At 65.2% G+C, this 20,273-nt stretch carries 19 protein-coding genes; 8 read left to right on the plus strand and 11 right to left on the minus strand.

Annotated elements, in window-relative coordinates:
* Positions 1-131 precede the first annotated feature (131 nt).
* Entirely contained in the window at positions 132-1,070 is a 939-nt protein-coding gene (locus ACSBQT_RS11050; RefSeq protein ID WP_435001775.1) for a hypothetical protein, read from the minus strand.
* A gap of 175 nt (positions 1,071-1,245) precedes the next feature.
* On the opposite strand from ACSBQT_RS11050, the gene ACSBQT_RS11055 reads away from it, so the two are divergent.
* From ACSBQT_RS11055 to ACSBQT_RS11065, 3 genes are all read left to right on the plus strand, one after another.
* A complete protein-coding gene (locus ACSBQT_RS11055; RefSeq protein ID WP_410708818.1) occupies positions 1,246-1,833 on the plus strand; it encodes a hypothetical protein in 588 nt (195 codons plus the stop codon).
* Positions 1,834-2,173: 340 nt separating this feature from the next.
* Positions 2,174-2,794, plus strand: coding sequence for a DUF47 domain-containing protein (locus ACSBQT_RS11060; RefSeq protein WP_101543807.1), 621 nt, complete (start codon positions 2,174-2,176; stop codon positions 2,792-2,794).
* A gap of 3 nt (positions 2,795-2,797) precedes the next feature.
* A complete protein-coding gene (locus ACSBQT_RS11065) occupies positions 2,798-3,811 on the plus strand; it encodes an inorganic phosphate transporter (RefSeq protein ID WP_410708817.1) in 1,014 nt (337 codons plus the stop codon).
* A 4-nt stretch (positions 3,812-3,815) separates the two neighbouring features.
* Here the strand turns inward: ACSBQT_RS11065 and ACSBQT_RS11070 are convergent, their stop codons facing one another.
* Together ACSBQT_RS11070 and ACSBQT_RS11075 are read right to left on the minus strand one after the other, a co-directional pair.
* The gene (locus ACSBQT_RS11070; RefSeq protein WP_410708816.1) at positions 3,816-4,274 is read right to left on the minus strand and encodes a DUF4383 domain-containing protein; all 459 of its coding nucleotides are present in this window, start codon (positions 4,272-4,274) and stop codon (positions 3,816-3,818) included.
* Positions 4,275-4,456: 182 nt separating this feature from the next.
* Entirely contained in the window at positions 4,457-5,017 is a 561-nt protein-coding gene (locus ACSBQT_RS11075) for a dihydrofolate reductase family protein (RefSeq protein ID WP_410708815.1), read from the minus strand.
* 165 nt (positions 5,018-5,182) lie between these two features.
* On the opposite strand from ACSBQT_RS11075, the gene ACSBQT_RS11080 reads away from it, so the two are divergent.
* Positions 5,183-5,836, plus strand: coding sequence for a winged helix-turn-helix transcriptional regulator (locus tag ACSBQT_RS11080; protein ID WP_410708814.1), 654 nt, complete (start codon positions 5,183-5,185; stop codon positions 5,834-5,836).
* Between the two features lie 363 nt (positions 5,837-6,199).
* On the opposite strand, the gene pstB is transcribed toward ACSBQT_RS11080, so the two are convergent.
* From pstB to ACSBQT_RS11120, 8 genes are all read right to left on the minus strand, one after another.
* Positions 6,200-6,979: a phosphate ABC transporter ATP-binding protein PstB gene (gene pstB / locus ACSBQT_RS11085; protein WP_264799712.1), complete on the minus strand. Its 780-nt coding sequence runs from the start codon at positions 6,977-6,979 to the stop codon at positions 6,200-6,202.
* Positions 6,980-7,034: 55 nt separating this feature from the next.
* On the minus strand, positions 7,035-8,183 hold the full coding sequence (gene pstA / locus ACSBQT_RS11090; protein WP_435001776.1) for a phosphate ABC transporter permease PstA: 1,149 nt from the start codon (positions 8,181-8,183) through the stop codon (positions 7,035-7,037).
* A 5-nt stretch (positions 8,184-8,188) separates the two neighbouring features.
* A complete protein-coding gene (gene pstC / locus ACSBQT_RS11095) occupies positions 8,189-9,079 on the minus strand; it encodes a phosphate ABC transporter permease subunit PstC (protein ID WP_101544086.1) in 891 nt (296 codons plus the stop codon).
* A 244-nt stretch (positions 9,080-9,323) separates the two neighbouring features.
* Positions 9,324-10,424, minus strand: coding sequence for a phosphate ABC transporter substrate-binding protein PstS (pstS, locus tag ACSBQT_RS11100; RefSeq protein ID WP_435001782.1), 1,101 nt, complete (start codon positions 10,422-10,424; stop codon positions 9,324-9,326).
* 306 nt (positions 10,425-10,730) lie between these two features.
* Complete coding sequence (locus tag ACSBQT_RS11105; protein WP_435001777.1) at positions 10,731-11,705, minus strand: NUDIX hydrolase; 975 nt, start codon at positions 11,703-11,705, stop codon at positions 10,731-10,733.
* Complete coding sequence (locus tag ACSBQT_RS11110) at positions 11,702-13,846, minus strand: RNA degradosome polyphosphate kinase (RefSeq protein WP_435001778.1); 2,145 nt, start codon at positions 13,844-13,846, stop codon at positions 11,702-11,704. Before ACSBQT_RS11110 ends, ACSBQT_RS11105 begins: the two co-directional genes overlap by 4 nt.
* 4 nt (positions 13,847-13,850) lie before the next feature.
* Complete coding sequence (gene mshD / locus ACSBQT_RS11115) at positions 13,851-14,828, minus strand: mycothiol synthase (protein WP_435001779.1); 978 nt, start codon at positions 14,826-14,828, stop codon at positions 13,851-13,853.
* Positions 14,825-15,721: a winged helix-turn-helix domain-containing protein gene (locus ACSBQT_RS11120; protein WP_435001780.1), complete on the minus strand. Its 897-nt coding sequence runs from the start codon at positions 15,719-15,721 to the stop codon at positions 14,825-14,827. Before ACSBQT_RS11120 ends, mshD begins: the two co-directional genes overlap by 4 nt.
* Before the next feature lie 140 nt (positions 15,722-15,861).
* On the opposite strand from ACSBQT_RS11120, the gene ACSBQT_RS11125 reads away from it, so the two are divergent.
* The 4 genes from ACSBQT_RS11125 to gabT all read left to right on the plus strand — a co-directional run bounded on the left by ACSBQT_RS11125 (position 15,862) and on the right by gabT (position 20,223).
* Positions 15,862-16,665, plus strand: coding sequence for an ammonia permease (locus ACSBQT_RS11125; protein WP_264799705.1), 804 nt, complete (start codon positions 15,862-15,864; stop codon positions 16,663-16,665).
* Between the two features lie 170 nt (positions 16,666-16,835).
* On the plus strand, positions 16,836-17,438 hold the full coding sequence (locus tag ACSBQT_RS11130) for an FABP family protein (RefSeq protein WP_172171573.1): 603 nt from the start codon (positions 16,836-16,838) through the stop codon (positions 17,436-17,438).
* Position 17,439: 1 nt separating this feature from the next.
* Entirely contained in the window at positions 17,440-18,651 is a 1,212-nt protein-coding gene (locus tag ACSBQT_RS11135) for a YgfZ/GcvT domain-containing protein (RefSeq protein WP_435001781.1), read from the plus strand.
* Positions 18,652-18,858: 207 nt separating this feature from the next.
* Positions 18,859-20,223, plus strand: coding sequence for a 4-aminobutyrate--2-oxoglutarate transaminase (gene gabT / locus ACSBQT_RS11140; RefSeq protein ID WP_410708805.1), 1,365 nt, complete (start codon positions 18,859-18,861; stop codon positions 20,221-20,223).
* Positions 20,224-20,273 lie beyond the last annotated feature (50 nt).

Raw genomic sequence — 20,273 nt, forward strand, 5'->3', positions numbered from 1 at the left:
AAGTGCAGGACACAGGCCTGCTGACGCATGATGGAGACGAACCAATAGTAGAGCTTCGCGCCCGAATTACTCAAACCAGGGCCCGCCGTCGAGAGGGGTCCGTCGACTCCCTCCCGACGAAGCCCCGCGGCTCACTTCTCCAGTCCGCGCTGATCCTCAGCAGTGTACGTACGAGGCAGGCCGTCCGGAACCTCAAGCTCCTCGGGATCCGTGGGCTCGATGACGGAGGATTCGAGGGTCTTGTTCTTCTTGACCTTCCCGAGCAGAGCCGACACGTGCTTGAGGTTCGACAGCAGCTTGTGATCCTTCTTCGGCGCAACGTACTCGGGGTCGGTCTCGATGGGGAAGACCGTCGGCGCAGCACCGAAGGCCTCCTTCGATTCCCCAGCGACCTTCCGTGCCATCTGCGCATTCACCACGGCACCGATGACAGCGCCGACGCCGAAGGGCAGCAGCCGACCGACCAGCGATCCGCCGGCACGGGCGGCGAACTTGCGGATGAATGTCTTACGCAGCTTGCGCACGAGCAGATCGACCAGCGGGGCCGGCAGCTGCTTGGTCACGGTGGCGCCCCAGCTGCCGAACATCGACTCCACGCCGCCGTTCTGCTTGCCGAACTTCTGGATGAGGTTCTTCCCGTCCTTGCCCAGCATGAGGCCGAGGACCAGGGCGTTCGCCCGCTTGGCGTCGGCCACCGGCAGTCCGTGGATCTCTGCGATGGCCTGCGCGAACAGTGCAGTGCCTTCCAGGAAGCCCGCGGTCTCGACGCTGGCGACTCCCAGCGCGGCCGTCGTGCCCAACCCCGGAACGGCGGCGGTCGCACCGACGGCGGCACCGCCCGAGGTCGTCAGCGCCAGGTAATGCCGGCGAATGATCGTGATGAGCTCTTCGGGGGTCGCGTCGGGGTGCCGGCGGCGCAGACTGCGCACATAGGCCAGCGCGACGGGGCGCTGCACGGACAGCAGGCGCGACAACATCGACTGGGCGCGGGGATTGAGGGTTCCGTCGTCATTGACTGCTAACTTCGCAGCCTTGTCGAGACCCTTCTTCGCCACTGATGATTTTGCCACGAGAGTTCCTCCTCGTTTTGGTCACTCGCGACTGCCGGTCGCAGCCACGAATCAGATCCAAGTTTAATAGCGTCCGTTGTGAGTCCCGGGAGCGGAACCTGACCGTGCGGCGAAAGCCCGAATGTGCTCCACGTCCTAGTCCGCGCACCCTGACAGGGACTAAACTGCCCTGACCATGTCACAGCGCGCATTCCACCGTCCCGTTCCCCTGGCCGACCTCGACTCCGTCGGTGCCGTCGACGATCCCGTCGCCCGTTCGGAGACCTCGCACGCCACCGCGGCACTGCTGCTCGGCGATTCAGAAGGCAATCGCGACGAGGCTGCCACCAGGCGTTTTGTCGAACTCGCCGATGACATCGGCTTCGAGATCATCGCCGAGATGTGGTCCGCCGCTCCCGCCGTCTCCGCACCCGGCGCACTGTGGCGCCTCTACGCCCTGCGCCAATGGATCAAGTCCGCACCGTGTGAACTCTCTGAGATGTTCTCCGACGGCCAACGCCGCGTCACCGAAGGCATCGGCTACGACGAGATCCTCGCCGGCGTCGAACTGCCAGCCGGACCCGACGAAGTGGCCCACGCCATCGACGAGATCCTCGTCGGCGCCTTCCGCGGTGACGTCGTCATCGCGCTGCTGCGCGCCTCCGCCTTCGTCGGCATCTGCGCGGCAGGCACCGACGACCATGACACCGCCGTCCGCCTGCGCCAACTCTCCCAAGACCTGTCCGACGCCGCGGTCGCCCATCGCCGAGGCGGCCTCGACTGATCCTCGGCCCGCCGGCAATCCCCTCGCCGAGGCGGCCCCTCCCGACCGAATGAGCGCGGTCCCCGTCGGGACCGGTTATTCCCACCCGACCACGTCATCGACTGTGAGATTCTCAACGGACGAAGGACCGCCTCAGCGGTGGATTCATGAGCATGAACGAGTATCGTAGGGGGTGGCCTTCGGGCCACCGGACGCTGGATCGCTGAAGCCCCGGGCTCCAAATTCAGCCGCTTCGAGCGGCCTTCCGCCGAGAGGCGCTCTCGGTTCAGCGTCCGGCACATATCATTGAGGCATCATGCATATTCGTCCGGCTTGTCCGGGCCCCGGGCAGGAGGAGAGCATGCGGCTCAAGCGGGTACCGCAGGACAAGGTGTTCTATGAGCGGTTGTCCGATCTTGTCTCTCAGATGCGCCAGTGCAACCTGGTGCTCGCCGAACTCTCCGGAATCGAAATCAGCGAACGACGCGACGTCGCCGACCGCCTCCGCGAGATCGGGGACAGGGCCGATGAGGACATGGGCGCGATGCTCCGAGCACTGCGCGAGAACTACATCACCCCGTTCGACCGCAACGACCTGTACCTGCTCAGCCACCATATGCGCGATATCTGCCACCGGCTGCACGGAGTCGGTTACGTTCTCGCCTCCGGAGCCTTCGACCCGCTGCCCTCCGGCGTTCCCGAGACCCTGGCCGTGCTGTCGAATCAGACCGACCACACCTCGCGCATGATCACCCGGCTGCCGGGCAAGCTCGATCAGTGGGACTACGTCGACGCGATCAACCGGCTGACCTACCAGGTCGAGAGCCTGCAGTGGCGGATGTCGGACGCGGTGCCGAACTCTAAACGGGGACTGACCTATATGGCTGCCGTGTCCCAACTCGGGCAGGCCTTCGTCCGGGCCGCCCACGGGTTCACCGAACTCGGCAAGGTCGTCGCAGCCATCGCGATCAAGGAGTCGTAGTCCGTGGAGCTGCTCTTGGCGGCAGTCGTCATCGCCGCGGTGATCTTCGCCGGCTCGAACGGATTCCACGACGCCGCCCTGACCGTCGGCAACGCGGTCGTCGGACGGGCGATGCGTCCGGGCTGGGCGCTCAGCCTGGCCGTCATCTTCAACTTCATCGGCGCGCTCCTCGGTGAGGGAATCGCGATCGTCGTGGCCAACCAGATCGTGCTCTTCTCCGGTTCGGCCGACCTCATCCTCACCAGCCTCATCGTCGCTTTCGTGGCGGCGACGGCGTGGAGCCTGTTCACCTACTATCTGGCCCTGCCGGTGTCGTCGACCCACTGTCTCATCGGCGGTCTGCTCGGCGCGGGAATCGTCTTCGGCTTCTCCGTCAATGCCGAGCACGCAATGAACAACGTCGTGTGGCCGCTGGTGCTCTCACCCATCCTCGGCTTCATTCTGGCGTGGGTGCTCACACTCATCCTGTCGAAGTCACTGGCGTCCACCCCGCCGAAACCGCTGTTCCGGGGCGCACGCATGGTCGATTCCGTTCTCACTGCGTCTCTGTCGCTCGTCCACGGGGTCCAGGACGCTCAGAAAGTCGCGGCCCTGGTCATGGTCGGGATCCTCGCCGTCGAGGCGACGCCGCACGATGGTCTGTCCATCGTCGAGATCTCCTGGCCGGTGCGCCTCCTCATCGCCGCGGCTCTGGCTCTGGGCACCGGACTGAGCGGGTGGCGAGTGGTCCAGACGCTGTCCGTGCGGATGGTCCGCCTCGACCCCCTCAAATCCTCCATCGCCGATGGCGCGGCCACGATCCTCATGTACACCGCAGCACTGATCATGAGGGTTCCGGTGTCGCTGACCTTCGTTCTCGGCTCGTCGATCCTCGGCACCCAGTACGCCGGGCGCAAGGGACATGCCAGGGCGAGATACTTCCTGCCGATGTTCGGAGTCTGGCTCCTGACGATCCCCGCCGCAGCACTCCTTGCGGTGGTGCTCGGCTGGATCGTCAAGACCTCCGTCGGACTCTGACGAATCAGCCCCGAGGCTTCCGCCCGAAGACGAAGCCGGTGGTGATCATGGCCGCGGCGAGGACGAAGTGCAGCCAGTTGTCGGCGGTGTTGAGTCCGACGAAGTTGCCCATCGACTCCATCGGAATCACCATTCCGTAGATCCACAGCACCGCGTAGATGATTCCGCCGACGATGAGGTAGTTCTTCGCCAGTGCACGCGAGCGGAGTCCGAGCATCCCGACGACTCCGAAGAGCAGGTGGACGATGTTGTGGAGCACCGTGACCTGGAAGAGGCCGAGCAGCGCCGCGTCGGTGTGATGTCCGGCGAAGCTGATCGAGCCGAGATTCGCGGTGATGCCCGGGACGAATCCGAGGATGCCCACGAGCAGGAACACGGCACCGAAGAGCCCGGAGACCATCTGCACCTGCGAGCGGGTGCTGCGTGAGGCGGTGGGCGACTGTGACGACATCGAGATATTCATGATGATCCTTTCCCAAAGGTGGCTGATACCGATGGTTCGGAGCAGATGCCGATTCGGATGGCCGATGGGCGAAGTTTTTCGGCAGCGCCTTCCTGAACGGTCCCCTCGGTGTCCGTGACGTCTCCTGTGGGTGGATCCACCTGGACAACGGCATAGATATCGCGGCGGATCCACCCACAGGATCAGCCGGCGAACGGACCGTACGTAGCCAACAGGTTGCCCTTGCTGGTGCGCTGCACGTCTTTGAGCGCCAGCCTCGTCGTCGTTCCGCCCTCGAAGAGGGACCGACCGCTGCCGGCGACGACCGGGTGGATTGCCACCGTCAGTTCGTCGACGAGGTTCGCTTCGACGAGCTGACGGACGATCGACATCGAACCCTCGATGGCGATCTTGCCGCCTTCGCCGGCTTTGAGATCGCGGACGAAGTCAACGAGGTCGCACCGGATGAGTGTCGAGTTCTCCCACTTGAGGTCAGGCTGCGACAGCGTCGTCGAGGCGATGTGCTTGGGAGTCGAGTTGATGAAGTTCGCGAACGGTGCGTCCTCGCCTTCCGTGTGGTTCGGCCAGTGGTTCTCCCACTCCTGGTAGGTGACCCGGCCGAGGATGCAGTCGTCGACTCCTCCGATGGCCGTGGTCATCCATTCGCCCGTCTCCTGGTCGAAGGAGTCGAATTGGAAGTTGAACGGATCGGATGCGATCCCGTCGAGTGACTGGAACAGTGCGGCGATGACTGTGCGTGGCATGGCGATCTCCTCATTGAGTGTCGGGCGGGGTTTGAGCTTCATGCGGACTACTGCGCTCTATGTGGGCTCATGTGTTTCGTGCGGGCCGTGATTCCCGATATCCGTTTAAGTTCAGAAATTGAACTGTGGTTTCAATAGTGAACTCACATTGCTATGCTGTCAAGCATGAAATCGTACGGACAGTTCTGCGGTCTTGCTCGGGCAGCCGAGGTGCTGGGGGAGCGATGGTCGCTCATCATCCTCCGCGATCTCCTCGTCGGTCCCAAGCGATTCAACGAGCTTCGGCAGGGAAACCCCGGAATTCCCTCGAACCTCCTGACCACGCGATTGCGCGAACTCGAAGCAGCAGGAATTCTCGAGCGCAGCATCGACGGGCGCAGTGTGGTCTACTGCCTCAGCGACTACGGTTCGGAACTTGGTCCGGTGCTCATCGAACTCGGTCGCTGGGGATCACGGCGCATGCTTGAGGCACGTGAGGGTGAGATTCCGACCGACAGTTCCTTGGCCGCCGCGTTGCTCACCTCTCGCACCGAGGCGAAGGTGCGGGCTTTCAAGGTGGAAGTGACGGCCGGCCCGGCGGTCGCTCATGCTGAAGTGGACGAGTCGGGCGTGAACGTGGCCGAAGGCGCCGATCCGACCGCGCAGCTGTTCATCAGCGGCCCGGGTCTGCGGGGCCTCCTTGCTGATGGTGATGCGGAGACGGCCGTGGCTGCCGGGACGGTATCCGTCGACGGGAACGAGTCGCTGCTGACTGAGTTCGTTCGCGCCTTCCGCGCACCTCTCGACGACAATAACGGCAACGCGGCACGAGAGAAATAGGCACCGATGGCTCCTGCGGTGAGAGGACCGCGGGGCGGATCGTCCGGGAGGGTGCATTCTCTGGTCGATCCGCGGGGATTGTGGAGCTCAGAACGCCGCGGATCGACCAAACAATGACATGTCACGGACGAATCCCGCCGGCGCCTGCCGGATCGCGCACCGGATCGCCCCAACGCAAAGTGGTCGTTCTGGTCACGTTCCGCTGAGCAGAGCGTGACCAAAACGACCACTGAGTGACGCGCATTGCTGCGGCGACAGGCATTGTCGCAGAGGCGCGCATGGGACCTCGTCACGACGATGCGCTTCGGCTCCCGCCGAGACGAGACGGAGACTGAACCCACCCCGCCGCGACGAGCCCTCAGATCATCCGAAGCGACCGGAGATGTAGTTCTCGGTCTCTTCCTTGTCCGGGTTCGAGAAGATCGTCGAGGTCTCGTTGAACTCGATGAGCTTTCCGGGCTTGCCGGTGCCGGCGATGTTGAAGAACGCGGTCTTGTCCGACACACGAGCCGCCTGCTGCATGTTGTGCGTGACGATGACGACCGTGTACTTGTCCTTGAGGTCGTTGATGAGGTCCTCGATCGCCAGGGTCGAGATCGGGTCGAGAGCCGAGCACGGTTCGTCCATGAGCAGGACCTCGGGTTCGACGGCGATCGCGCGGGCGATGCACAGACGCTGCTGCTGACCGCCGGAGAGACCCGAGCCGGGCAGGTTGAGGCGATCCTTGACCTCGTTCCACAGGTTCGCGCCGCGCAGGGCACGTTCGGTGAGATCATCGGCTTCGGTCTTCGACATGCGCTTGTTGTTCAGGCGCACACCGGCAAGCACGTTCTCCTTGATGCTCATCGTCGGGAACGGGTTCGCCCGCTGGAAGACCATGCCCACCTCGCGGCGGACGTTGACCGGGTCGACGCCGGCGCCGTAGATGTCATTGCCGTCCATGAGGACCTCACCGGAGACGCTGGCGCCGGGGATGACCTCGTGCATGCGGTTGAGCGTGCGCAGCACCGTGGACTTGCCGCAGCCGGAGGGGCCGATGAAGGCGGTGACGGAGCGCGGCTTGATCTGCATCTGCACTCCGTCGACGGCGCGGAAGTCGCCGTAGAAGATGTCGAGATCCTTGATGTCGATCTGCTTGGACATTGTGTTTCCTATCCGTGGAAATGGTTGAGTCTGGAGGTCTGTGGGCAGTCGCCGGTCAGCGTCCGGCCTTCGGTGCGAGCACCTTTGCGATGATGCGGGCGAGCAGGTTGAGCACCATGACGAGGGCGACGAGCACGAGCGCTGCGGCCCATGCGCGTTCCGAGCTGGCCAGGGCGGCGGCTCCCGGCGAGACCGGGCGCAGCTGCGAGTCGTAGATGAACGTCGGCAACGTCGACATCCAGCCGGAGAAGAGGTTCCAGTTAAGCGTCTTGGCGAATCCGGCGGTGACCATGATGGGTGCGGTCTCACCGATGACGCGGGCGATGGCGATGGTGACACCGGAGAGGATTCCCGACACCGAGGTGGGCAGAACGATCTTGACGATCGTCTTCCACTTCGGCACGCCCAGAGCGTAGGAAGCCTCGCGCAGGTCCATCGGCACCAGTCGGAGGATCTCCTCCGTATTGCGCACGACGATCGGAATCATCAGCACCGACAGTGCCACGGCTGCGGTGAAACCGGTTTTGGCGATTCCCGCAGAACCGGGCATGAGCACATTCGCGATCGTGGAGAACAGAGCGAAGGCGAAGAGACCGGCGACGATCGAGGGGATACCGGTCATCACGTCGACGAGGAAGGTGATCGCCTTGCCCAGGCGGTTCTTGTTCGAGTACTCGACGAGGTAGATGGCGGTGAGGACGCCGATCGGAATCGAGATCACGCAGGCGGCGAGCGTGATGAGCACGGTGCCGACGATGGCGTGGTAGAAGCCGCCGGCCAGAGTGGCCTCGCCGGCGACGTACTGCTGATCGAGGACGCCCTTCATGCCGAGCATGGTGCGGGTGAGCAGGTCGCCGCTGATGGCGGCCCCGCCCTTGGACACGGTCAGCCACAGCAGCGAAATGAGGGGAACGCATGCGAGGACGAACGTCGAGGTGACGATGGTGGTCGCGATACGGTCGACGGCCTTGCGGCGGCCTTCGTAGGACGCGGAGACCGCGAAGACGGCGATCGCGTTGATGAGGCCTGTAAGGACGGCCACGACGGGGATGTTGAAGCCGCCGAAGGCGATGAAGCTGATGACGATCGCCACGATGATCGAGGCGACGGCGACGATCCACGGGGTGGCCTTCGGGAGCTGTTTGGAGGTGAGCTTCGCCGGTTTCGACACGGCCGCCTCGGTGGTGGTGTTCGTGGTGCTCATGGTTCTCAACTTCCCTTCACCGAGGTGCGAGCGACAATGGCGCGGGCTCCCATGTTCACCAGCAGGGTGATGACGAAGAGCACGAGGCCGACGGTGATGAGCTCGGACAGGCGCAGCCCCGCGGCCTCGGGGAAGTTCTGCGCGATCTCGGACGCGATGGTCTGGTTGCCGCTGACCACGAGCGAGGCGGTGAGGACGCCGGGCGAGAGAATCATGGCCACGGCCATGGTCTCACCGAGGGCGCGGCCGAGGCCGAGCATCGTGGCCGAGACGATCCCGGACTTGCCGAAGGGCAGCACAGCCATGCGGATCATCTCCCAGCGGGTGGCGCCGAGCGCCAGTGCCGCCTCTTCCTGCAGACGCGGGGTCTGGAGGAAGATCTCGCGAGTCAGGGAGGTGATGATCGGCAGGATCATGATCGAGAGCACGAGCGAAGCGGTGAGGAGGGTGCGGCCCGTCTGCGACACGGAACCGTCCGCGGCCGGTGCGAAGATCGGAATCCAGCCGAACCACTTCGACAGCCACAGGTAGAAGCCGGTGAGGTTGCCGGCCAGCGCGATGCCCCATAGACCGTAGACGACCGAGGGGATGGCCGCGAGCAGGTCGATGACATACCCGAGGACCGGAGCGAGCTTGCGCGGGGCCATGTGCGTGGTGAACAGCGCGATGCCCAGCGAGAAGGGAGTCGCGACGATCAGCGCGATGGCCGCGGAGATGAGCGTGCCGATGACCAGCGGCCAGACGTAGGAGAAGAAGCCCTTGCCGCCGGTGATCTGGGAGGGATCGCTGATCTGCGCCGTGATGGTGTCCTTCGACTGTGCCAGAAGGAACAGTGCGACTCCGGCGAGGATCACGAGGATCAGGATGCCGGCGATGAGCGTGGCGGCGGAGAAGATGCGGTCGCCGGGCCGGACGACGGCCTTCGGCTGCCGAGCTGCCGGGGTCTGCGGCGGCTTCTGCCCGGACTCGGGCGTGGAGCCCGGCCCTGTGGGGCCCGACTCAGTGGTCTCTGTGCTGATCGGCACAAGTACTCCTCATGTGACTTGTGGTGGAACCAGGGTGGTTCCACAGGCGCGGAAAAGCGGCGCAGGGCTTCTGCGCCGCTCCCGACTGGCTATTTCTCCAGGTCAGAGACTGAAATCAGCCTGCAACCTTGATCGAGTCGATGACTTCTTCGATCTGCTTGCGCAGGTCGTCTGACAGAGGTGCGGATCCGGCGGAATCGGCAGCGGACTTCTGTCCCTCTTCCGAGACCACGAACTTCTCCCAGGCCTTGACCATGTCCACGGTCTCCTGGTCCTCGTAGGACGAGCAGACGAGGTGGTAGGACACGAGCACGATCGGGTAGGCGCCGGACTCGGTGGTGTCGCGGGCCAGGTCGAAGGCGAGGTCGCCTTCGCTGCGGCCTTCGACCTTCTCGGAGGCGTCGACGACCTTCGAAGCGGCCTCGGGGGAGAGCTCGACGAACTCGTCACCGACCTTGACCTTGGCGGTGGAGAGTTCACCGACGGCCGAAGCATCCGCGTAGCCGATAGCTCCGTCGGTGTCGGAGACGGTCTGGATGATTCCGTCGGTGCCCTGCGCAGCCTCGCCGCCGTACTCCTTCGGGAAGTTGCCGTCGACCTCGGCGTCCCAGTCCTTCTCGGCGGTGGCCTTGAGGTACTCGGCGAAGTTCTCGGTGGTGCCCGAGTCATCGGCGCGGTGAACGGCGGTGATCTTGAGGTCCGGGAGGTCGGCGTCCGGGTTGTCGGCCTTGATGGCCTCGTCGTTCCAGTTGGTGATGTCGCCCTTGAAGATCTTCGCGATCGTTGCGGGGGAGAGGTTGAGCTCGTCAACGCCCTCGACGTTGAAGGTCACGGCGATGGGGGAGATGTAGACGGGGAACTCGTAGGCTCCGTCGGCGCCGCAGGCTTCCTCTCCGGACTTGACCTCTTCATCGTCGAGGTGGGCATCGGAACCGGCGAACTGAGCGTTGCCGGCGAGGAACTGCTCACGGCCGGCACCCGATCCGTCGGGGGAGTAGTTGACGGTCACACCGGAGTTCTGCGAGGTGAAGTCCGCTGTCCAGGCATCCATAGCTGCCTTCTGCGAGGAGGCGCCGATGCCGGTCAGGGTGCCCTGCAGGTCACTGCTGCCGCCGGAGGCCTCTTCACCGGTGGCGGACTGGCCGCCGCAAGCCGAGAGGGTGATGGCGCCGACCGCGAGGATCGCAGCGGAGGGGGCGAGATGCTTCATCTTCACGAAGATGCCTTTCATGTTTGTGGACACAGCTCGAGAGTTCTCGATTGCTCGTCATCCACGCTAAGGATCACGCGTGAAGTGCAAGGAGTTGGAACGTGAATGGAAGGTGAATGAGCGGCGAAGGGTTGGAACCGCTGTGAGTGCTCGATCACAGACTTCGCCGGTTTCATGAAAGGATCATTGTCGGGACCGGCATACTCCCGCCGAGGCGGCCCGCCCAGTACGCGTCCAAGTCCGCCGAGGCGGGCCGCCCAGTAAGCATGCTCGACCTTGAGAATCGGCTCGCTGGCGGGTCGTGCGCCTCGGTCAGCTGTCGATGGGGCGGACGCGTTCGACCTCGACGATGCGCGGCACCGGACCGGGGCGCACATAGGCGATGAGGACCTCACCGGGCTTGAGATACGGATCGTCCTTCGGCAGCTTCGCCTCCACACGTTTCGGGGCATGGGCGGCATAGACGGAGAAGATCGTCGGCAGCACCGGCCGGTGCGTGCAGTAGATGACGGGTTTGCCCTTCGCCAGCAGCTTCTCGATATAGCGGGCGGTCTTCTCCGGATTCGCAGCGGTGGCCTTCTCACTGAGCGTCGACACCTTCTTGATCGACTTGCCCGTCGCCGCCGACAGCGGAGTCAGCGTCGCCATGCAGCGCTTCCACGGACTCGAGACGAGCTTGCGGACGCCCCAGGCTCCCAGCAGCCCGGTCAGTGCCATGGCCTGTCGGGTGCCGAGTTTGAGCAGGGGCCGCACATGCTCGGTTTCGTACCACTTCGCACGTGGGAACGCCTTCCCGTGGCGGACGAGGATGAGCGGCCACGCCCGCAGCGCGTCCGTCTCAGCGAACTTCTCCAGCGCGTCGAGCTGTTCCCGGTCCGCGAACGATGTCAGCTTCGACCGGGCCTTGTCGACAGGGAACCAGCCGGCGGTGTCGACCTCTCGCTTGTTCACCGGGGCGAAGTCCGCCTCGTCCTTGACCTCGGCCGACCAGTAGAAGACCTTCTTCAGCGTGTTCTTGCCGACCGTGTACTCGGCCGACGGCAGGGGGATGCCGAGGTGGATGTCGAACCCCGTCTCCTCCTTGACCTCGCGGATCGCGGCCTCCGGCAGCGTCTCACCCGGGTCGACCTTGCCCTTGGGCCACGACCAGTCGTTGTACTTCGGACGGTGGATGAGCACCACCTCGAGGCCTTTCGGACCGTGCCGCCAGCAGACAGCCCCGGCGGCCAGGACATCGGCGGTGACGCGCGATGACGCCTGCGCCGAAGAGACCTCGGACGGGCTCACGCCTCATCCCCGATTCGCCGACGATTCCGGTGCCGACGGATGAGCTCCGTCTGATAGTCGGCGAGGATGCTGCCCTCGTCATCGTGGGTCCGCCGCGTCCATCTGCCGTTACCGGCCAGATCGAACGCCGAGGTGGTCGGGGAGAAGGCGAGATCGAAGAGTTCGATGATCTCCGCCCGGTGCCCGTCATCGACGATCTGCACGAGCGCTTCGACCCGGCGGTCGAGGTTGCGGTGCATCATATCGGCCGAACCGATGTAGACGATCGGGTCGCCGTTGTTGCCGAAGACGAAGGCGCGGGAGTGTTCGAGGAAGCGTCCGAGCACAGAACGCACGGTGATGTTCTCGCTCAGTCCCTCGATGCCCGGGCGCAGGGCGCAGATCCCGCGGACGAAGACTTCGACGCTGACCCCGGCCTGGGATGCCCTGTAGAGGGCATCGATGATGGCTTCGTCGACGATCGAGTTGACCTTGATCCGCACCTGCCCCTGTCCGCCGGACTGCGCGATCGCGATCTCGGAGTCGATGAGGTCGATGAGTCCGGTGCGCACAGTACTGGGGGCGACGAGGAACCGTGAGTATTCGGACTTCGGCGCATAGCCGGAGAGCTGGTTGAACAGCTTCGTCAGATCATCGGCGACGGCCCGATCACGGGTGAGCAGTCCGAAGTCCTCATAGCCGCGGGCGGTCTTCGGGTGGTAGTTGCCGGTGCCGACATGGCAGTACCGGGCCAGCCCGTCGGCCTCCTGACGGACGACGAGGGAGAGCTTCGCATGGGTCTTGAGCCCGACGATTCCGTAGACGACGTGGACGCCGGCGCGCTCGAGCTTGCGGGCCCAGGTGATGTTGGCCTCCTCGTCGAACCGGGCCTTGATCTCGACGACGGCGAGCACCTGGATGCCGGCCTGTGCGGCATCGACGAGGGCGTCGATGATCGGCGAATCCCCGGAGGTGCGGTAGAGCGTCTGCTTGATCGCGAGCACGTTCTTGTCCGACGCCGCCTGTTCGAGGAAGGCCTGCACGCTCGTGGAGAACGAATCGTAGGGGTGGTGCAGGAGGATGTCCCGGCTGGCCACCGCGTCGAAGACATCGACTTGGTCGCTGGACTCCCGCAGCGACAGGTCCTTGTTCATCTGCGGGACCATCTTCGGATAGTGCAGATCATCGCGCGGCACATCGGCGATATCGGACATGCCGGACAGGTCCAGCGGGCTGGGCAGGTGGTAGATCTCGGAGTCGTGGATGCCCAGTTCGTCCTTGAGCATCTCAAGGACGCGGGGGTGGATGTTCTCCGTGATCTCCATCCGCACGGCCGGACCGAAACGCCGGCGCAGCAGCTCCTTCTCCAGAGCCTTGAGCAGGTTCTCCGCATCGTCCTCTTCGACCTCGAGGTCCTCATTGCGGGTCACGCGGAAGGTCGAATGGTGCACGATCTCCATACCGTCGAAGAGGGTGCCGAGGTGTTCGGCGATGATGTCCTCGAGGGCGACGAAGCGGGCCGGGACGTCGCGTCCGGCGGGTCGGTCGGTCGCCTCGGCGACATTGAAGAACCGGGGCAGGCGCGGGGGAACCTTGACGCGGGCGAAGAATTCCTTGCCCGTCTCCGGCGACCGCAGGAGCACGCCGAGGTTGAGCGAGAGACCCGAGATATACGGGAACGGGTGCGCCGGATCGACGGCCAGCGGGGTGAGGACGGGATAGACGTGGCCGAAGAAGAATTCGTCGACGCGGTGGCGCTCATCCTCGGTGAGGTCCTCGACCTGGACCTTCGTGATCGATTCCGCGTCGAGGCGGGGACCGATATCGTCCTTGAGCAGGGCGGCATGCCGGCTCATCAGCTCGAATGCGCGCACCCCGATATCGTGCATGACCTGCGCGGGCATGCGGCCGGTGACGCTGGGAACGGCGAGACCGGTGTTGATACGGCGTTTGAGGCCGGCGACGCGGACCATGAAGAACTCGTCGAGGTTGGTCGCGAAGATCGAGAGGAACCGGACGCGTTCGAGCAGCGGGATCTCCGGATCCGAGGCGAGGTCGAGGACGCGTTCGTTGAAGGCCAGCCAGCTGAGTTCGCGATCGAGGAAGCGATCTGCCGGATCGGGCAGTCCCAGTTCCTTACCCGAAGCTGCGATGTCGTACAACGCTCTACTCCTTCTCGTCCGTCGATGCCGTGCTCGCAGATCCAGTGCCGGCGATCTCCGCGGAGGCCGGTGCATAGGCCACGTGCGCGACCGCGACATGGAAACCCAGTCGCTCGTACAAGCCTAGCGCCGGGGCGTTGTCCGATTCGACGTAGAGTTCGATCGTCTCGGCACCGTTGGCCACCATCCGCCGCATTCCCTCGACCGTCAGCGCCTTGCCCACGCCCTTGGCATGGATGCGCGGATCGACGCCGACGACATAGACCTCGCCGAGGCGACCCTCATCACCCGTGTCCGTGATCTTCGTCTGGTGGAATCCGATGACCTCGCCATCGCGGGCGGCGATGATGAAGGTGTTCGGATCGAAGTCCGCGGCGGTGACGACGGCATCGATATCGGCGCGGGTCTGGCCGCCCTGTTCCGGATGCCAGTCGAATGCGGCGTTGTTCACGGCCAGCCAGCCGTCCTCGTCGCCGGGAACGAAGGAGCGGATCTCGACCCCGTCAGGACTCTGCGGCTCGGGGAGGCCGTCGAGGCTCAGCCCGGTGTCGGTGCGCATCTGGTAGAGCACACGGTCGCGGCCGAGCCCGTGCTTCTGCGCGAGGTGGGCCGCGGCTGGGTGGTCGCCGTGCGACCAACACCAGGCGTCGGGCTCTTCGTCGAGGATCGTTCTCAGCAGCTGTTCGCCGAGGCCCTGACCACGATGGTCGGGGGCGATGAGGAACTCTGCGGCGTGACGGTCGCCCTGCAGGGCGCGGATTCCGAACCCGATGAGAGTCTCGTCGTCGGTGTAGATGCGCCAGACGCTCGAGGCGGTCTGCGCCTCGTGGGCGGTGTCCTCACCGGTGGCGACAGCCATGAGTCCGCCGGAGATCTCGGGGGCGCCATCGGCGGCCGCCACGTCCTCGAGGAACCTCAGCTCATCCTCGGTGAGGGTGTCGATCGGGGTGGAGGTGATTGCTCCGCTGGCCTGGATTCTCATGCCGTCACGTCCTCTGAATCTGTGTCGGTGACGCTGTCGGCGCTGAAGCGATAGCCGACGTTGCGCACGGTGTGGATGGCGTTCTCAAGGTCTTTGCCGAGTTTCGCACGGAGGCGGCGAACATGCACGTCAACGGTGCGGGTGCCTCCGAAGTAGTCGTCGCCCCACACGGCGAGCAGGATGTCGTCGCGGGTGAAGACGCGTTCGGGGTGCATGGCGAAGAACTTCAGCAGGGCGAACTCGCGGTAGGTGAGGTCGAGGCTGCGTCCGCCGAGCTCGGCGGTGAACGCGGTCTCGTCGATCCGCAGGTCTCCGGTGACGACGACCATCGGTTCGCCGTCGGCATTCCACATTTCCTCGCCCGTGTCACCGAGGCGACTAGGCGTTCCGGGCCCGCCTGTCCGGGAGGTGCCGACGGGGCCGCGTCCGGTGCGAACCGGTCCCCAGCCCCCGGCGTCGCCCTTCGCGCCGAGGCGGCCGAACCCGGCAAGCGTCCCGCCGGGGAATCCGCTGCCGGGATGAGTTGACGAGGATGCGGCGTGACGGTCACGGGCCACGCGCAGCCGCGCTTCCACCTCGGCGGGACCAGCTGTGGTGAGGATGAGGTCGGACACGTTCCATTTCGCCGAGGCGGTCGCCAGTCCGCCCTCCCCGAGGACGACGATGACGGGGGCGGTGATCCGCGCCTCGGCGAGGAGGTCGGAGATGCGCGGGGCCAGGGACAGATCGAGACAGGCGTCGACGATGACGACGTCGACCGCGGCGGATTCGGCCCGGCGGCTGGGCAGGTCCTCGGCGGCGCAGCGGTCGATCTGGTGACCGAGGTACTGCAGGGATTCGGGAGCGAGCGGGGCGTCGAGCCTGGCCGTGGGGCAGATGTGCAGAATCCGCATGTGCTGCATCCACCTCCTCGGCGCCCGTCTTTTGAGCCCGTCGTCTGAGGAAGATTATAGCGATGCCCTGGCCGGTGCTGCTCCGACGCGCAACCACCGGTGGTTACCGTGGGTGTCGCCGGATAAGGCACGATAGTGCTGTGATCAGATGGATTCGAGTAGCCGTCGCCCTGGTGCTGGTGTTGGCCCTCAGTGCCTCCGTGTACTGGGGCTATACGCTGTTCCTGCTGGCGACCGGGCTCATCGTCTTCGGCGTCGCCTATGGTTGGCCGCGTCTGACGGACTCCCCGCAGCCGCGGGCGACCTCGATCATGCTCGCCCTCTTCGGCGTCGGCGGACTCTACGCCGCCTGGCAGGACTCCACGGCTCCCTACCTCGACTGGCTGCCTGTGCTCGCGGGCCTCGGTCTGCTGTGGACCTTCGTGCAGAACCTCACCCGCGGAATCGGTGCCTCCTATGCGGTGGCGAACGTGTCCGCGCAGGTCTCCGGACTCGTCATCGTCCTGTCCGCGAGCACCTGGGTTGCGGCGATCACGGTCCCCGGTGACAAGGAGGCCATCGTCATCGGCCTCGCCTCGCTCATCGTGGCGCAGTGCATGACCGCGCTGCCGTGGCCGGCGATCTACACCTCGCCATTGGCCATCGCCATGTCCACGGCCGTGGCGGGGATCCTGTCGGTGCTCGTGTTCGCACCGGCGATCTCCCTGGCCATGGCGCTCATCCTCGGTGTCATCATGGGCCTGCTCGTGGCAGCGGTCGATCGGATGCTCGGGCTCGTCGCCTATGCGAAGTTCCAGGCCGCCAACCTCGAGGCCTCACAGAACATCGAGGTGAAGAAGAACGTCGAGAAGGCCCGCAGCTTCGCCGTGCAGCTCGCCCTCGGTGCCGCCCCGATCGCGCTCGGCGGAGTCGTCGTCTACGCACTCGAACGCGTCGCCTCCTGACCTGGGCTGAATGCACACCACTTTGTCAGGAACTGTAGACTGGGAGCATGGAAAATCTTGTTGCTCTCGAAATCGTCTTCTCCAGCCTCGTCGGCATTGCCGCACTCGGCGCCCTGGGTGTCGGGGTCAAGGTCGTCACGGCGCTGTTCAAAGACAACCGCTGATCCCTGATGGTGATCGAACTCGATGCCTCGGTCCATCCCGAGCTCGTCCCTCTGTCCTGGCTGATCGGGTCGTGGGAAGGCGTCGGTGTCGTCGGCTACGCGGACACTCCTGAGAAGCAGTTCGGCCAGCGCATCGACTTCGTCGCCCATGAGGGCACGCCCTTCCTCCAGTACACCGCGCATGCGTGGCTGCTCAGCGAATCCGGTGAACTCGAGTCGACCCTGACCCTCGAGACCGGGATCTGGCAGCTCGTGCGTCAGCACGACGACGGCGACGTCGGCCCGGGAATGATGGTGCCGACCGAACAGCAGTCCTTCACCTCGGCCGCAGCGGTCGAAACCCTGCGCACTAACGACGACGCCTTCGAGATCGAAGCCGAGATCGTCCACCCGCACGGAGTCATGGAACTCTACGCCGGCACCGTCAAAGGACCGCGCATCGATCTGGCCACCGACGTGGTGGCCAGGACCAAGACCGCGAAGGAGTACACCGCTTCGACGCGGATGTACGGCCTCGTCGGCGGCGAACTCATGTGGGCCTGGGACATGGCAGCCATGGGCCACGAACTCGCCTCCCACTCCTCTGCCAGATTGAAGAAGCTGTCTTAAGATGACTGATCCCGTGTCGCCGAATTCTGACTTCAACGATTCGCCGTCGTCGGAGAACACCGACACCCCCACCGAGGCTGTTCGGCGCTCGTCGCTGTCCCGTGGACTGAGCTCGACTGCGGTGCTCGGGGCCGGCGACCTCGCCGAGACTCCCATCCACTACGGAGCTCCTCTGCGTGAGCAGCGCGTGCTCGAGGAGAAGGACGGTCTCGTCGACCTCGCACACCTCCGCGTGCTGCGTCTGAGCGGACCCGACCGTCTGACCTGGCTGAACTCGATCACCACGCAGAAGATCGACACCCTGGCCCCCGGAGTGTCCACCGAAACCCTCGTGCTCGATCCGAACGGTCGCATCGAAGGCTGGCTGAAGCTCGTCGACGACGGTGAAGCGCTGTGGGCGATCAGCGACCTCAACACCGATGCGACGCTGGAGTTCCTGCGCAAGATGGTCTTCATGATGCGCGTCGAGATCGAGGACCTCAGCGACGACTATCAGTGCTTCGGCGCCATCACCGCTCTGCCCGACGCCCTGCCCGTCACCCGGACCTGGTCCGATCCGTGGCCGCACATCGGAAGCGGTTCGGCCTCCTACGCACAGATCGACATCGGGCACGACGTCGCCGGAACCGACCACCCGGGTCTCGAGACTCCGTTCGTCATCGGCATCGTCAAGCGCTCCGACCTGCAGGGCCTGTCGGCGGACAGCTTCGACATGGTCGGCTTCGACGCCTGGGAAGCCCTGCGGATCGCCGCCTGGCGACCTGGCCGGAATGAAATCGATCACAAGGCCCTCGTCGGCGAACTCGACCTGCTGCGCACGGCCGTGCACCTGGCCAAGGGCTGCTACCGCGGTCAGGAAGCGGTGGCACGCGTCCACAATCTCGGTCAGCCGCCCCGGCGTCTGACCTTCGTCCATCTCGACGGGTCCGGGCACATCGCCCCGGACCCCGGCACCGAGGTGCTCGCCGAGGTCCGCGGATCCGAACGATCCGTGGGCACTCTGACCTCGGTGACCGTGCACTGGGAGCTCGGACCGATCGGTCTGGCCGTGGTCAAACGGAACCTGGCACCCGAGGCGCAGCTGAGCTTCGAAATCGGTGACGGCGAACGCGTCATCGGTGCTCAGGAGACGATCGTCGTCCCGATGCGCGCGCACGAGCGCGTGCTTCCGGAACGGAACAGGGACGTCGACGCCCGCAGCCAGAACCGCTGATCACAGGGAGTCTGGGGTGCGGCCATGGGTTGCTTCTGCCCTCGCTGTGGGCGGTCTGACTAGGGGATTCGGCGGCCGGTGAACGGCTGCGGATTTCGCACCCGAACTGGACCGAATCCGCGCGTTCGTCTCTCCACTGCGAGCGGTTCTGCTCAGCCCTCGGACGGCAAGTGACAAAAAGCGTCGATAGCCCCTATTCTTCCCCTTATGACAGCTTTGGAAATTGGCGGCGAAGCTCTGCCGCAGGAACGTAAGATCGTCACCGAGATTCCGGGACCGAAGTCCCGTGAGATCGAGGAACGTCGCAAGTCAGCCGTGGCGACCGGTGTCGGTTCGAGCCTGCCCGCCTACGTGGTCGCGGCCGGCGGCGGAATTCTCAAGGACGCCGACGGCAACCAGCTCATCGACCTCGGCTCGGGCATCGCCGTGACCACGGCCGGCAACGCGAACCCCCGCGTGGTCGAGGCCGCGAAGGCCCAGCTCGAGGCCTTCACCCACACCTGCTTCATGGTCAACCCCTACGAGAGCTACGTCGAGGTCGCCGAAGCCCTCAACCGCCTCACTCCGGGCGACCACGAGAAGCGCACCGTGCTGCTCAACTCCGGTGCCGAGGCTGTCGAGAACGCTGTGAAGATCGCTCGCGCCCACACCGGTCGCGATGCCGTCGTCGTCTTCGACCACGCTTACCACGGTCGCACCAACCTGACCATGGCGATGACGGCGAAGGCCGCCCCCTACAAGGCCGGCTTCGGTCCCTTCGCCGGTGAGGTCTACCGCGCACCCATGTCCTACCCGTACCGCGACAACGACGCGGCCGGCACGAAGATCAGCGGTGAGGACGCAGCCAAGCGCGTCATCACGATGATCGAGAAGCAGATCGGCTCCGAGTACGTCGCCGCGATCGTCATCGAACCCATTCAGGGTGAGGGCGGCTTCATCGTCCCGGCCGAGGGCTTCCTGCCCACGCTCGTCGACTACGCCCGCGAAAAGGGCATCGTCTTCGTCGCCGACGAAGTGCAGGCCGGATTCGCCCGCACCGGCAAGATGTTCGCCTCCGAGTGGGAGGGCATCGTGCCCGACCTCATCACCACGGCCAAGGGCATCGCCGGCGGTCTGCCGCTGTCGGCCGTGACCGGTCGCGCTGACATCATGGACTCGGTCGGACCGGGCCGCCTCGGCGGAACCTACGGCGGCAACCCCGCCGCCTGTGCCGCAGCACTCGGAGCCATCGCAGCCTACGAAGAGGACGGACTGCCCGAGCGTGCCCTGGCCATCGGTGAGATCATCGTCGACCGCCTGACCAAGCTGCAGTCGAAGTACCCCGAGGTCGGCGACATCCGCGGCCGCGGAGCCATGATCGCCGCCGAGTTCGTCGAGCACGATTCGATCGAGCCGAACGCGGATCTCGTGAAGAAGATCGCGGACTACTGCGCGAAGAACGGCGTCCTCGTGCTCACCACGGGAACCTTCAGCAACATCCTGCGCTTCCTGCCGCCGCTGACGATCTCCGACGAGCTCCTGGGGGACGCCTTCGACGTCATCGAGGCCGCCCTCGCCGAACTCCTCGGCTGACCCTCCTCCCAATTACTACCTGACGGCGGCTCAGCAACCTGGCGCGAGGT

Source organism: Brevibacterium sp. H602 (assembly GCF_051172395.1).
Classification (GTDB): domain Bacteria; phylum Actinomycetota; class Actinomycetes; order Actinomycetales; family Brevibacteriaceae; genus Brevibacterium.

Excerpts from the sequence above, each read along its gene's own strand:
- ACSBQT_RS11055 (WP_410708818.1), top strand. The coding sequence starts at position 1,246 with ATGTCACAGCGCGCATTCCACCGTCCCGTTCCCCTGGCCGACCTCGAC.
- ACSBQT_RS11060 (WP_101543807.1), top strand. The coding sequence starts at position 2,174 with ATGCGGCTCAAGCGGGTACCGCAGGACAAGGTGTTCTATGAGCGGTTG.
- ACSBQT_RS11070 (WP_410708816.1), bottom strand. The coding sequence starts at position 4,274 with ATGAATATCTCGATGTCGTCACAGTCGCCCACCGCCTCACGCAGCACC.
- ACSBQT_RS11075 (WP_410708815.1), bottom strand. The coding sequence starts at position 5,017 with ATGCCACGCACAGTCATCGCCGCACTGTTCCAGTCACTCGACGGGATC.
- ACSBQT_RS11080 (WP_410708814.1), top strand. The coding sequence starts at position 5,183 with ATGAAATCGTACGGACAGTTCTGCGGTCTTGCTCGGGCAGCCGAGGTG.
- pstB (WP_264799712.1), bottom strand. The coding sequence starts at position 6,979 with ATGTCCAAGCAGATCGACATCAAGGATCTCGACATCTTCTACGGCGAC.
- pstA (WP_435001776.1), bottom strand. The coding sequence starts at position 8,183 with ATGAGCACCACGAACACCACCACCGAGGCGGCCGTGTCGAAACCGGCG.
- mshD (WP_435001779.1), bottom strand. The coding sequence starts at position 14,828 with ATGAGAATCCAGGCCAGCGGAGCAATCACCTCCACCCCGATCGACACC.
- ACSBQT_RS11120 (WP_435001780.1), bottom strand. The coding sequence starts at position 15,721 with ATGCGGATTCTGCACATCTGCCCCACGGCCAGGCTCGACGCCCCGCTC.
- ACSBQT_RS11130 (WP_172171573.1), top strand. The coding sequence starts at position 16,836 with ATGGTGATCGAACTCGATGCCTCGGTCCATCCCGAGCTCGTCCCTCTG.
- ACSBQT_RS11135 (WP_435001781.1), top strand. The coding sequence starts at position 17,440 with ATGACTGATCCCGTGTCGCCGAATTCTGACTTCAACGATTCGCCGTCG.
- gabT (WP_410708805.1), top strand. The coding sequence starts at position 18,859 with ATGACAGCTTTGGAAATTGGCGGCGAAGCTCTGCCGCAGGAACGTAAG.